A 12,798-nucleotide genomic window follows, 5' to 3' on the forward strand; every position below is an offset into this window, starting at 1 on the left:
GATTACGCATGGCTGAGACGGACAACAGGAACGGACCGACGCGTCGAGCGGTGCTGGAAGGAGGGGCCGCGACCGGTCTGCTGCTGGCAACCGGGGTTCCGGTTGAAGCCCAGCAATTGGAGCCCGCAGTCCCAGCCGCGTCCACCACGCCGGGACCAAAGATGCCGGTGTCGCTGCGCATCAACGCCAGGGACTTTGCCGTCGAGCTCGATCCGCGGACGACGCTGCTCGACACGTTCCGCAATCATCTCGGCCTTACCGGTTCGAAGAAAGGCTGTGATCACGGCCAGTGCGGCGCCTGCACCATCCTCGTCAATGGCCGTCGGATCAATTCCTGCCTGACGCTCGCGGTCATGCATGAGGGCGACGAGATCACCACTATCGAAGGGCTCGCCGACGGCAACCGGCTTCATCCCGTTCAGGCCGCCTTCATCGCCCGCGACGGCTTCCAGTGCGGATATTGCACGCCCGGCCAGATCTGCTCCGCGGTTGGCATGCTGGGCGAGGCCAGGGAGGGTTGGCCGAGCCATGCCAGCGACGAAGTGGCGGCAGCTTCGGTCGCGCTCAACGATGCCGAGATCCGCGAACGGATGAGCGGCAATATCTGCCGTTGCGCTGCCTATCCGAACATCGTCGCCGCCATCCGCGACGCGGCAGGGGAGGCGTGAGCGATGCGGGCTTTCACCTATGAGCGCGCCGGGAGGGCGGAAGAGGCGGCCGCCGCGGTTGCCAATCGGCCGGACGCCAAATTCATCAGCGGCGGCACCAATCTCCTCGACCTGATGAAGCTCGATATCGAGCGGCCGGCGCATCTCGTCGACATCAGCCGCCTGCCGCTCGACCGGATCGAGGAAACCGTGGAAGGCGGCCTGCGCATCGGCGCACAGGTCCGCAACAGCGATCTTGCCGCCGAGCCGCGGGTGAGGTCGCAATACCCGATGCTCTCGCAAGCGCTGCTGGCGGGAGCTTCCGGCCAGATCCGCAACAAGGCCTCGACCGCCGGCAATCTCCTGCAGCGCACGCGCTGCTTCTATTTCTACGACCGCAACATGCCGTGCAACAAACGCGAGCCGGGTTCCGGTTGTGCCGCGCTGCAAGGCTTCAACCGCATGCATGCGGTCCTCGGTGCAAGCGAAGCCTGCATTGCGGTTCATCCCTCCGACATGGCGGTTGCCATGGCCGGGCTCGACGCCAGGATCGAGACCTTGTCGCCAGGTGGCGAAGCCCGCACCATTCCGATCGGCGACCTCCATCGCCTGCCCGGGACAACGCCCGACGTGGAGACCGCGCTCGGCCATGGTGAGATGATCACCGCGATCACCTTGCCGGCTCCTCCACCCGGTCGGCAGCTTTACCGCAAGGTGCGCGACCGAGCCTCCTATGCCTTCGCACTGGTGTCGGTGGCGGCGATCGTCGAGAAAAGTGGCGACCGCATACGCAGCGCCCGCATCGCCATGGGCGGCGTCGCACCCAAGCCCTGGCGCGCGACCGCGGCTGAGCAAACGCTCGCCGGCGCTTTGGTGTCCGATGGCGCTTTTACCGAAGCCGCTGAAGCCGCGCTGGCCGAGGCGGTCGGGCATGGCGACAATGTCTTCAAGATCCCGCTGGCGAAACGGACGGTGCGGCACACGCTCGCCGCCGCCGCGAACTAAACATGCCAGGTGAGCCCATGCACAAGACCATAACGCCTCGCGGACAGTCTGCCGATCCAACCGGCTTTGATTCCCGTTCAACGGTGAAATCTTCCCCACATGCTGAATTCATTGGTCGTCCGGTTGACCGCATCGACGGGCCGTTGAAGGTGACCGGCCGCGCGACTTACGCCTATGAGCATGCAGTCGACGGCGTCGCTTATGGCTATGTCCTCGGCGCCGCCATCGCCAAGGGGCGCATCGCAGAGATCGATATCTCGGACGCTGAAAAGGCACCGGGCGTAGTCGGCGTCATGACGCACCGGAATGCTCCGCCACAGCCGGATTTTGGCCCGACGGTGACACCGACCGTGCCGGAGGTTTTCACGCGCGCCCGACCGGCGCTCAACAGTGACAGCGTACGCTACTATGACGAGCCGGTGGCGCTGGTCGTCGCGGAGACGTTCGAGGCGGCGCGTGCGGCTGCGGGGCTCATCAGAGTGCGCTACGAAGAGGAGGTGGGCGCCTACGATCTACAAGCGCATCTTGACGATGCCTATGCACCCAGGCGGACAAATGCCGGCCTGGAGACGGACAGCGTTGTCGGCGACTTCGAGGGCGCCTTCTCGCAAGCTCCGGTCAAGATCGATGCCACTTATCGGACGCCCTTCGAGCACCACAACCCCATGGAACCGCATGCGACGATCGCCGTCTGGTCAGGAGACGAGTTGACGATCCATACATCGGCGCAAACGCTTGCGAATTATAGGGCAGGCGTTGCCAGCACGCTCGGCATGCCGCCGGAGCGCGTGCGCATCGTCAGCCCCTTCGTCGGCGGAGGCTTCGGTTCCAAGTTGATTATCCATGCCGACACGGTGCTGGCAGCGCTTGCGGCGCGGGTCTTGCAGCGTCCGGTAAAGATCGCGCTTACGCGCCAGCAGATGTTCGCCAACACCGGCCATCGCGCCGAGATGATCCATCAGCTGCGCTTCAGTGCGGATACCGACGGACGGCTCACCGGGATCTCGCATGACGTCTGGTCGGCGACGTCGAGCTTCGAGGAGTATTGCGAGCAGACGGCAGCCTTTGCCCGCTCGCTCTACGCGGCGCCGAACCGCCTCACGCGCCATCGCTTGGTTCGACTCGATATCAATCGCGGCGAATGGATGCGCTCGCCCGGCGAAGCGCCGGGCATGCTAGCCTTCGAATGCGCCATGGACGAACTTGCGGAGCGTCTCGGGCTGGATCCGATCGAGCTCAGGATCCGCAACGAGCCGACACAGGATCCTGAGCGCGGTGTGCCGTTTTCGACCCGCAACCTCGTGGCCTGCATGGAGGAGGGGGCGCGTCGTTTCGGCTGGCAGGGGCGGGATCCGGTGCCCGGCCGTACCCGGGAGGGCCGCAAGCTCATTGGCTACGGCATGGCGGCAGCGATCCGTCCGAACTATATCGGCGCGACGACGGCGCGGGTCGCGATCGACCGGGACGGCCAGGTAACGGCACGGCTCGACATGACCGATATCGGCACCGGCACCTATACGATCTTGACCCAGATCGCCGCGCAAAGCCTTGGCCTGCCGCTCTCATCTGTCAAGGTGGAGCTCGGCGACAGCCTTTTCCCACGCACCGCCGGCTCCGGCGGCTCCTGGGGCGCGACGAGTTCGGGTTCCGCGCTGCATCAGGCGTGCAGCATCCTCAAGCAGCGGATCCTGGAAGTGGCGCGGTCGAGCGAAGCTTCGCCGTTCCGTGGCGTCAATGTCAGCGAGGCGAACTTCGCCCACGGTGAAGTCAGGGTCGGCGAGCGTTCGGCAAGGCTGAGCGATCTCATTCGCGGCATTGCCCCCGACGGGTTCGAGGCCGAAGGCTCGGTTGCCGCCGCCAATGCTACCGAAACCTACAAGGCCTATTCCCAGCACTCCCACGGCGCGCATTTCGCCGAGGTCGCGGTCGATTGCGATACCGGCGAGATCCGGATGCGTCGCTTTCTGGCAGTGATTGGCGCCGGCCGCATCCTCAACCCGAAGACCGCGCGCTCGCAAATCATCGGCGGCATGAGCTGGGGCATCGGCGCGGCGCTGATGGAGGAGACGGTGCTCGATCGGCGCTACGGCCACTTCGTCAACCACGACCTTGCCGAGTATCACGTTCCGGTCAATGCCGACATCGCCGGGATGGAGGTAGTCTTCCTCGAGGAACATGATGACAAGGCCAATCCACTCGGCGCCAAGGGACTCGGCGAACTCGGCGTCTGCGGGGCGGGGGCTGCTGTCGCCAACGCCGTCTACAACGCCACCGGCGTCAGGGTGCGCGAATTTCCGATAACCCTTGACAAGGTGCTGCCTGGCTTGCCCTTGACCGCCATCTGATCCGGCAAGCACCGGGACGAAGGCGCCAACATGCTCGCCCTTTGAGTCCGCGAAGGCTTTTGCTAACCTGGCTGTCCCGCCAGCAAACCGCGAGGACATATGGAACAAGACAGCCTGATGCTTCGCGGCGACGGCATCTCAGCGACCGTCGTCGGGCAGGGCGCCGAACTGGTCTCTCTGCGCGATGCCGACGGCACGGAGTTTCTGTGGCAGGCCGGCCCGGAATGGCGGCGTCACTCGCCGGTGCTGTTCCCGATCGTCGGGCGGCTGAAGGGCGACCGGTTGCACCATCAAGGCCAGACTTATCCGATGACCCAGCACGGCTTCGCGCGCGACAAGCCGTTTGCCTGGGCGGAGAGGGGGCCGGGGTCCTGCACATTGGTCCTCACCGACGACGCCGATACCCGTGCGCATTACCCCTTCGCCTTTCGGCTTGAAGTGACCTACGCGCTGGACCGCAAGCAACTTGGTGTGAGCTTCGACATCACCAACACCGGCAACAAGCCGCTGCCGGCATCGATAGGGGCGCACCCGGCGTTCAATTGGCCCTTGCTGCCGGATCTGGCCAAGACGGATTACCGGCTGATCTTTGCAGAGGACGAGGCTGCGCCGATCCGCCGGCTGAAGGACGGCCTGCTGTTGCCGACGCCGCAGCCGACGCCAGTCGAAGGCAATATCCTCAAGCTCTCCGAACGGCTGTTTGACGAGGACGCGGTGATTCTGGATCGGCCTGCCAGCACCAGCGTGCGCTACGCCGCCGACCGTGGTCCGGCGATCGAGATGTTGTGGCAAGGGGTTCAGGAGTTGGGCGTCTGGTCAAAGCCGGGTGGCGCGCCGTTCCTTTGCATCGAACCCTGGCACGGCATCGCAAGTCCGGTGGACTTCGATGGCGATTTTATTGACAAGCCGGGCCTGATGCTCATCGCGCCTGGTGCGAAGCGCGTGCTGAGCTATCAGATGCGGCTGCTGTGACGCCCTTGTTCGATAGACCCGGCCACACCGGCGGTGCCCGATGAAGCTGTACTTCAGCCGCAATCCCAATCCTCGGCTTGCCGTTGCGGTTGCACGCTATCTCGATGCGAAAGTCGAGTTCGAATTCGCCTCGCCATTCGCTCCGGGACAAGCAGAGAAGTATCGCCCGTTAAATCCCAATCTCTCACTGCCCATCCTTGTGGAAGACGAGGGAAAAAGCCTCTGGGAGGCAGACGCCATCGCCTGCCGGCTTTCGCGCGGCGCACATTCGGATTTCTGGCACACCGGCGATGACGAACCCGAGATGATTCGGTGGCTCAGTTGGGGCAAGGAGCACTTCGCATTCGCTTGCGACACGGTGCATTTCGAACGTGGCACCAAACAGCGCTATGGCATAGGCCCGATCGATCAGGAACGCGTGGACGAGGGGCTAGGACATTTCCGCACCGCCGCCGCAATACTCGACGCCGTGCTTGCCGAGCGGCAATGGCTGGTCGGAAATTCGGTTTCCTACGCGGACTTTCGAATGGCAACCTTTCTGCCATTCAACGATGCCGCCAGACTGCCGCTTGAAGACTATTCGTCTGTCAGCCGCTGGTATCGTCGGCTTGAAGAGATCGATGCCTGGCGCGACCCCTTCAGGGGACTGAATGCGCCCGAATTGCCGCCGGTCCCGCGAGCGGTGGCGGATTAGCGGAGCCGGCCACTTTCAACGAACGAGAAGCGTGGGTTTGACCATGATTACGGCTCGCAGATCGGACTACGCCACGCCATCGCCCATCCCCCGAGAAGCATCGCCAGCTGGAGGAGGCGGTGAGCGAGGAGGGGTTTCGGCACGAGTTCATTGGAGAGGTGAGCGACGATGTCGCCGAGCGCCTGCCGCCGGATCTGTGGAAACTCCACTGGCCTCTGATGGATACGCCGACCCGTCGTCGGCTCGCGGTCGGCCTGATGGAGAAGCTGGAGGCGAACCTCGACTGGTTCCCACGCCTATCTGCGCGCAAGCTGAGCTCTTCGATGGTGCCGGCCAATGGTCGCCGACGCTTACGAGATCTATCTGAAGGCCGAGGGTATCCCACCGCTCGAGAGGACCGCGCTGGGTGTCCAGCTCTTCCGCGAGGATCGTGAGCCGGAGTTCCTGATCGAACTGCCGGAGCGGATCCAGATTCATCGCATCCTGGTCGACCGGGAGGGCTTGCGCTGAGGCTTGGGGCGGCACCGGGCAAACCACCTGTCAACAAATGGCACCGGTATGCTACGCCATTTGTGCACCAGAGGAAGCCGGCTTCAAACCTGCCGCACGATGGTGCCGATCACATTGACGAGAAGGCGCGCGGCGGTCAGGGCCGACAGGCCGTCAATATCGGCCGGAGGATAGAACTCGACAAGGTCGAATCCCCCGATCCTGGCCCGCCTGCCGAGCCCCGCGATCAAGTCGATCACCTGCGTGTAGGTGAGGCCGCCGAGCGTCCGCGCCGCCACGCCCGGCATGATGCTTGGATCGAGGCTGTCGCAGTCTAGGGTTACGACGACCCGCGCGCCTTCCGGAATATGCCGGAGTGCAGCTTCGACGCCCTGGGCGTGGACCTCGCGGGCGGTCACGAAGCGGCTGCCATAGCGCCGTGCCGCTTCGATGTCGGTGAGGCGCGCGCTGCCGACACTACGCAGGCCGACCTGCACGATGCCGGCGACATGCGGCATCTCGCTCGCCCGGCGCATCGGGCTCGAATAGCCGTTGCGTTCGCCATCCACCTCGTCGCGCCAGTCGATATGGGCGTCGATCTGCAGGATCCAGACCGGCCCGTGATCCGTAAAGCCGGCGAGGAACGGAATGGTCACGGAGCAGTCGCCGCCAACAAGAATCGGTACAGCCAGCAATACCAGTGCCTCGCGTGTCTTTGCCTCGATCCGGGCCCGGTTGCCGGCATTGTCATGCATGGTGGTCGGGATATCGCCGGCGTCGATGCAGCAGACCGGCTTGCCGTCGAACAGCGGGCCGCCGAGATCGAAATCCCAGTGCTCGACCAGCGCGGCATCGTCCTGGCTCGCGGCGCGGATGGCGTCGGCGGCCAGGGCATGGCCGCTGCTGTCCTGGCCGGAATAGGTGCTGCCGTGACCGGCCCCGAAGATCACCGCATGGGGTACCCGCCCATCGGCGAGGCGGTCGGGTAAGCCGAGAAAGAGAGACGAGGCGGTCATTTCTTGATGGTCCTGATGGTGAATCCCAGACAGGCGCGACAGGGCGGCCTGAGACACGCTAGCCGCTTCGTCGGCAAGACGCCATGATCGAAGACCCTCTTCCTCTCGCCGCCGTGAGCGCCCGCTCGGGTTCAGCTTGTCGGCCCGCAACGTCCAAGTGAAGCGGTGACAGCGGCGCGCGGGGCCGCGTGACCGCAACCCACATCCGAAAGTCGCATAAGATAGATTATGGAACTAATGCGTTGGGGCGATGCCGGAAATTGTCGATATTTTTCATCGGCTTGCTGCCAAGCCGCGTATTGCCTTGATCCGGCCGGCAACGCTAGGCTGCTGATGAAGAGGTCAAACCGAGCGATTAAGTTTGCGATCGAGCTGTTCGTATGTCGATCCCGCGCACCGGCATCGGGTATCGGCCAGGCGCCGCTCCTAGAAATGTTGTGGGACGATCACACAGGGGCGCTTCCGTATCCTCGCGTCGGCTATGAGTGGATTGGACGCTGTTCATGTTCGGGTCAAGGAGCGGGGCGTGAAGACCCCTTGCTATCATGCTGACTCATAAGGGATTTCGATCATCATTCCATCATAGGCCGGCTCGACGTTGGCTGGTGTCTCGGCCATCACCGTGGCGTAGTCGAGCGGCACATGCATATGAGTCAGCACGGCGTGTCCTGGCGCCAATCGCTCGATCCATTCAAGCGCTTCTCCAAGTGACAGGTGACTTGGGTGCATCCGGTACTGCAGCGCGTCGATGACCAGCACGTCGAGGCCCCGCAGCCGTTCGGCGGTGGCCTGCGGAAAGCCGCTGATATCAGGGCAATAAGCGAGCGCGCCGATGCGGAAGCCGAGCGATATGATGTCGCCATGGATCTGCGGCAACGGCTCGAGGGTGAGGGCACCCCCCTCTCCTTCGATGACCACCGGCCTGGCGTGGTCGATGAGATGCGGCTTGACGATCGGCGGATAGGAACTGCCCTGCGGCGTCTCGAAACAGTATCCGAATGCTTCCCGCAGCCGAAGCATGGTCACCATGTCGGCGTGGATATCGATCAGCTGGCGCTGATCGAGGACGAAACCGCGCAGATCGTCGATGCCGTGGATATGGTCGGCATGCGGGTGCGTATAGACGACCGCATCGATGCGTTTGACGCGGGCCAACAGCATCTGCTGGCGGAAATCAGGCCCGGTGTCGATGACGACGGTCGTGCGGCCGCCGTTGGCCGCGATCCGCTCGACCAGCGCGGCGGTGCGCATGCGCCGGTTCTTCGGATTGTCCGGATCGCATTTACCCCAGTCGCCGGTGATGCGCGGCGTGCCTGGCGACGAGCCGCAGCCGAGAATGGTGAGGCGCAGCCGGTCGGTCATCGTTCAGGCACTTTGCTCGGCCAAGCACTTTGCTCGGGAGGTCGCGGCATTTTGCCGAACAGGCGGAAGAAATTGTTCGTTGTCAGCGCGGCGATTTCGGCCTCGCCGACGCCGATTGTGTCGGCCAGCACCTTGGCCGTGTGCGCGACATAGGCCGGCTCATTGCGCTTGCCGCGAAATGGGATAGGCGCCAGATAGGGCGCGTCGGTTTCGACCAGCAGTCGGTCATGCGGCACGTCGGCGGCAATGGCGCGCAACTCAGCCGAATTCTTGAATGTCAGGATGCCTGAGAACGACACGTAACCACCGAGCGCGACACCGATTTCGGCAAGCCGACGCCCCGAGGAAAAGCAATGCAGGATGAAGGGGAAGGCGCCCTTCCCTGTTTCGTCCTCGAGAATACCAGCCATGTCGTCGTCGGCATCGCGCGAATGGATGACCAGCGGCAATCCTGTCTCACGCGCCGCGGCGATGTGATTGCGAAAGCCTTGCGCCTGTGCATCGCGTGGCGCCTTGTCGTAGAAATAATCGAGACCGGCCTCGCCGATCGCCACCACCTTCGGGTGAGCGGCCAGCCGCACGAGATCGGCCGACGTCACGTCCAGCTCTTCCGCGGCGTTGTGTGGATGGGTGCCGACCGAACAGTATACTTCGTCGAAAGTTTCCGCGATTTCAAGGATTTGCTGAAACCGCTTCACGCGGGTTGAGATCGTCACCATACGGCCGATTCCAGCCGCCTTGGCGCGGGCGACAATAGCCGCCCGCTCCTCGGCAAAATCTGGAAAATCCAGATGGCAGTGGCTGTCGACAAGCATCAGATGCTCGCGTCCGGCTGTTCGACATAACGCGGAAACACGCCTTCCGGCACGGGCAACGCAGTGCCAGGCACCAGCGCATGGTCCGCGTGGACATGGACGAAGTCGCGGCTCTCCGCCGGTATCGCCAGCAGGTCGAGCAGTTTGTTGGCCGATCCCGGGACGAAGGGCTGACACAGCAGCGCCACGCGACGCACGACCTCGGCGGTCGTCCACAGCACGGTTTCCATGCGCGCCGGGTTGGTCTTCTTCAACGCCCATGGTGCCTCACCGGCGAAATATCGGTCGGCTTCCGCCACCACGTCGAAGATCGCCGCCAGTGCCAGGTGGATACTTTGCCCAGCCATCGCCTTGCGCGCCGTGGCAAGAGCCGCCGCCGCCTGGTCGAGGATCGCCTTGTCGGCTTCCGTCAGGTCGCCGCGCTGCGGCACCACGCCGTCGCAGTTCTTGGCGATCATCGACAGCGAGCGCTGCGCCAGATTGCCGAGGCCGTTGGCAAGGTCGGCGTTTGTGCGGTTGACGATCGCGTCGTGGCTGTAGCTGCCATCCTGGCCGAACGGCACCTCGCGCAGGAAGAAATAACGCACCTGGTCGAGACCGTAGTGCTCGACCATCGCGAATGGATCGACGACGTTGCCAACCGATTTCGACATTTTCTCGCCGCGGTTGAACAGGAAGCCATGCGCGAAGACGCGGCTTGGCAACTCGATGCCGGCCGACATCAGAAAGGCCGGCCAGTAGACCGCATGAAAGCGGACAATGTCCTTGCCGATGATGTGCGTGGCCGGCCAATAGCGCCATTGCTCGGCCTTCGTGTCGGGGTAGCCGGCGGCGGTGATGTAGTTGGTCAAGGCATCGACCCACACATACATCACATGCTTGTCGTCGCCTGGCACCGGCACGCCCCATTTGAAGGTCGTGCGCGAGATCGACAGATCCTTCAGCCCGGATTTGACGAAGCTCAGCACCTCGTTGCGGCGTTCGGCAGGTCCCACGAAGTCAGGCTGGCTGTCATAAAGGGCCAGCAATTTGTCCTGATAGGCGGAAAGCCTGAAGAAGTAGCTTTCTTCCTCGTTCCATTCGACGGGCGAGCCGAGCGGTTCGCGCCGCACGCCGTCTTCGCCGAGCGTCGTCTCGGCCTCGTCGAAATAGGCTTCCTGGCGGACCGAATACCAGCCGCTATAGCGGTCGAGATAGATGTCGCCATTGGCGGCCATCGCCTTCCAGATCGCCTGACAGGATTCATAGTGGCGCGGCTCTGTCGTGCGAATGTACTCGTCATTCGAGCCGCCCATCGCCTCGGTCATCTCGCGGAAAATCGCCGAATTGCGGTCGGCGAGCACCAAGGGCGTTATGCCTTCCTTCTCGGCCGTCTGCTGCATCTTGAGGCCGTGTTCGTCGGTGCCGGTCAGGAAAAAGACGTCCTTGCCGTCCAGCCGCTGGAAGCGAGCCAGCGCGTCGGTTGCAATGACCGTATAGGCATGACCGATATGCGGCTTGCCGTTTGGGTAAAAGATCGGTGTGGTGATGTAGAATTTGTCGCGTGACATGAATGAACCGTCATGAATGTCTGAATGGAAAGGCGTGGCGGTGGATATCGCATCGAGACGGCGATTGCCATCCCGAGGCCAATGCATGCCGCCCAAAAGTGGCCCCGGTTCTAGGGGCAGCGGCAATGCATCGAAAAGGCCGTCACATTCGCATTGCAGAATTCAGCCGGTCGATCATGGTCAAGGCGTGCTGCTTCTTGTCGAGATTGTAGGTGTCGGTCTCAGATATAGCGTCCAGCGCCTCATGCCAAGTGTCCGACAGGGTTTTGGCCCGTGCGAGATCGCCCGCCAGCGCCGCCTGGCTTGCCGCGTCCGACAAAAGGTCGAGCGCCCGGCGGTTGAAAATATCGAACTGGATCGCCTGGTCGCGGCCGGCCACAGCCTCGGCAAGGCGAAACGCGCCGCCGACATCGCTCTTTCTGCCCGTGACCAGGGCATCGAGCGTCGAGGCGATCTCCAGCCCACCATACTGCGTCAACAGGATCGCGTTGCGCGCGCTGCCGCCTGCCCGGCCGACCAGGGCCGCCCGCGCCGCCGGATCATCCGGCGGCGGCGGTTCCGCCGTTTCCAGCACCGCCATCAGCTCGTCGGCGTCGAGCGGCGTCAATCGCACCATCTGGCAGCGCGACCGGATCGTCGGCAACAGGCTGCCCGGAGCATGGACAACCAGGATGAACAGCGTTCGTGCCGGCGGCTCCTCAAGATTCTTCAGTAAGGCATTGGCGGCATTGGTGTTCATGTCATCGGCCGGGTCGACGATGACGACCCGGTAGCTACCGTCATGCGAGGTCAGCGACAGGAAGCGGTTGACCTTGCGGATTTCATCGACGGTGACGACGGTCTTGAAGCTCTTGGTCTTGTCGTTCAGCGGCCGGGTCAGATGCAGCACGCCAGGATGCGCCCCGGTGGCGATCTGGCGAAACAGCGACGAGGCCGGATCGGGAATGGCAAGGCTTTCCGGCGCCTGCGCGAAATCCGGGTGCTTCAAGAGATGATGCGCAAGGTGGAAGGCGAGCGTCGCCTTGCCGATGCCGACCGGTCCGGAGAAGATCAGCGCATGCGGCAGCTTTCCCGCACGGTAAGCGGCGGTGAGCATATCAGCGGCCTGCCGGTGTCCGACTAGGCGCGGCGTTTCGGATGGCTCGGGCACGCCGTCCAGCGTGTCGTGCTGCTCGGGTGCGATGCGTTCGAAGATCATGCCGGTGTCGCCTGCCTGCTGCGCGCCGGCGTTCTCGCTTCGAGCGCCGCGAACACGGCGGCGGTGACGACATTCTCGACCGCATCCGGCTCGGCGGCCGCGTCGACCACGATACAGCGCTCCGGCTCGGCCGCGGCGATCGCCAGAAATGCCTCGCGGCGAGCCTGATGGATCGCCAGCGTCTCCTTTTCGAAGCGGTCGGCGTCTGCGTCGGTACCGCGCCGCAGCGTTGCGCGCCTGAGGCCTTCCGCCGGATCGATGTCGAAGATCAGGGTCATGTCGGGCATCATGCCGTTGACGGCGACCTGCTCCAGCGCATCCATGAACGCCGGATCGATGCCACCGGTGACCCCCTGGTAGACGCGCGAGGAATCCAGGAAGCGGTCGCAAAGCACGATGGAGCCACGCTCGACCGCCGGCCGGATGACCTGCTCGACATGGTCGGAACGCGCGGCGGCGAAAAGCAGCGCTTCCATCTTCGGCCCGAACGGTTCGGCGGCGCCCGAAAGCAGCACATGCCTGACCGCTTCGGCGCCCGGCGAGCCGCCCGGTTCACGGGTAAGGAGGACATCGTATTTCTTGGCGCGCATCTTCCTGGCCAGCCGCTCGATCTGCGTCGACTTGCCTGCTCCTTCGCCGCCTTCGAAGGTGATGAAAAATCCGCGTGCCAACCGAGAGGCCTTCTTGTCCATGCCTGAATGGGAT

At 63.8% G+C, this 12,798-nt stretch carries 12 protein-coding genes; 6 read left to right on the forward strand and 6 right to left on the reverse strand.

Translation table 11 applies throughout. The annotated features are described in order from the left end of the window. Positions 1 to 8: 8 nt before the first annotated feature. From NKH19_RS15630 to NKH19_RS15655, 6 genes are all read left to right on the forward strand, one after another. Positions 9 to 668, forward strand: coding sequence for a 2Fe-2S iron-sulfur cluster-binding protein (locus NKH19_RS15630; RefSeq protein WP_352868454.1), 660 nt, complete (start codon positions 9 to 11; stop codon positions 666 to 668). A gap of 3 nt (positions 669 to 671) precedes the next feature. Beyond that, positions 672 to 1,652 (forward strand): FAD binding domain-containing protein, encoded by a 981-nt coding sequence (locus NKH19_RS15635; protein ID WP_352982357.1) that lies wholly within the window; start codon positions 672 to 674, stop codon positions 1,650 to 1,652. A 17-nt stretch (positions 1,653 to 1,669) separates the two neighbouring features. Next, a complete protein-coding gene (locus tag NKH19_RS15640) occupies positions 1,670 to 3,997 on the forward strand; it encodes a xanthine dehydrogenase family protein molybdopterin-binding subunit (RefSeq protein ID WP_352982359.1) in 2,328 nt (775 codons plus the stop codon). Positions 3,998 to 4,096: 99 nt separating this feature from the next. Then, positions 4,097 to 4,969: an aldose 1-epimerase family protein gene (locus tag NKH19_RS15645; protein WP_352868463.1), complete on the forward strand. Its 873-nt coding sequence runs from the start codon at positions 4,097 to 4,099 to the stop codon at positions 4,967 to 4,969. A gap of 40 nt (positions 4,970 to 5,009) precedes the next feature. Beyond that, positions 5,010 to 5,663 (forward strand): glutathione S-transferase family protein, encoded by a 654-nt coding sequence (locus NKH19_RS15650; RefSeq protein WP_352868466.1) that lies wholly within the window; start codon positions 5,010 to 5,012, stop codon positions 5,661 to 5,663. Positions 5,664 to 5,999: 336 nt separating this feature from the next. Beyond that, positions 6,000 to 6,173, forward strand: coding sequence for a hypothetical protein (locus tag NKH19_RS15655; RefSeq protein WP_352868469.1), 174 nt, complete (start codon positions 6,000 to 6,002; stop codon positions 6,171 to 6,173). An 83-nt stretch (positions 6,174 to 6,256) separates the two neighbouring features. On the opposite strand, the gene NKH19_RS15660 is transcribed toward NKH19_RS15655, so the two are convergent. The 6 genes from NKH19_RS15660 to tmk all read right to left on the reverse strand — a co-directional run bounded on the left by NKH19_RS15660 (position 6,257) and on the right by tmk (position 12,764). Further along, positions 6,257 to 7,168, reverse strand: a complete 912-nt coding sequence (locus NKH19_RS15660) for an agmatinase (RefSeq protein WP_352868472.1) — start codon at positions 7,166 to 7,168, stop codon at positions 6,257 to 6,259. 543 nt (positions 7,169 to 7,711) lie between these two features. Beyond that, positions 7,712 to 8,530, reverse strand: a complete 819-nt coding sequence (locus tag NKH19_RS15665) for an MBL fold metallo-hydrolase (protein WP_352868475.1) — start codon at positions 8,528 to 8,530, stop codon at positions 7,712 to 7,714. Further along, complete coding sequence (locus NKH19_RS15670) at positions 8,527 to 9,345, reverse strand: TatD family hydrolase (RefSeq protein WP_352868478.1); 819 nt, start codon at positions 9,343 to 9,345, stop codon at positions 8,527 to 8,529. The genes NKH19_RS15665 and NKH19_RS15670 overlap by 4 nt, the downstream gene beginning before the upstream one ends. Continuing rightward, positions 9,345 to 10,895, reverse strand: a complete 1,551-nt coding sequence (gene metG, locus NKH19_RS15675) for a methionine--tRNA ligase (protein WP_352868481.1) — start codon at positions 10,893 to 10,895, stop codon at positions 9,345 to 9,347. The genes NKH19_RS15670 and metG overlap by 1 nt, the downstream gene beginning before the upstream one ends. A 142-nt stretch (positions 10,896 to 11,037) precedes the next feature. Then, positions 11,038 to 12,093: a DNA polymerase III subunit delta' gene (locus NKH19_RS15680; RefSeq protein ID WP_352868483.1), complete on the reverse strand. Its 1,056-nt coding sequence runs from the start codon at positions 12,091 to 12,093 to the stop codon at positions 11,038 to 11,040. Next, positions 12,090 to 12,764, reverse strand: a complete 675-nt coding sequence (tmk, locus tag NKH19_RS15685) for a dTMP kinase (RefSeq protein ID WP_352868486.1) — start codon at positions 12,762 to 12,764, stop codon at positions 12,090 to 12,092. Before tmk ends, NKH19_RS15680 begins: the two co-directional genes overlap by 4 nt. Positions 12,765 to 12,798: the final 34 nt, after the last annotated feature.

This window comes from Mesorhizobium sp. M1338, assembly GCF_040318045.1.
Classification (GTDB): domain Bacteria; phylum Pseudomonadota; class Alphaproteobacteria; order Rhizobiales; family Rhizobiaceae; genus Mesorhizobium.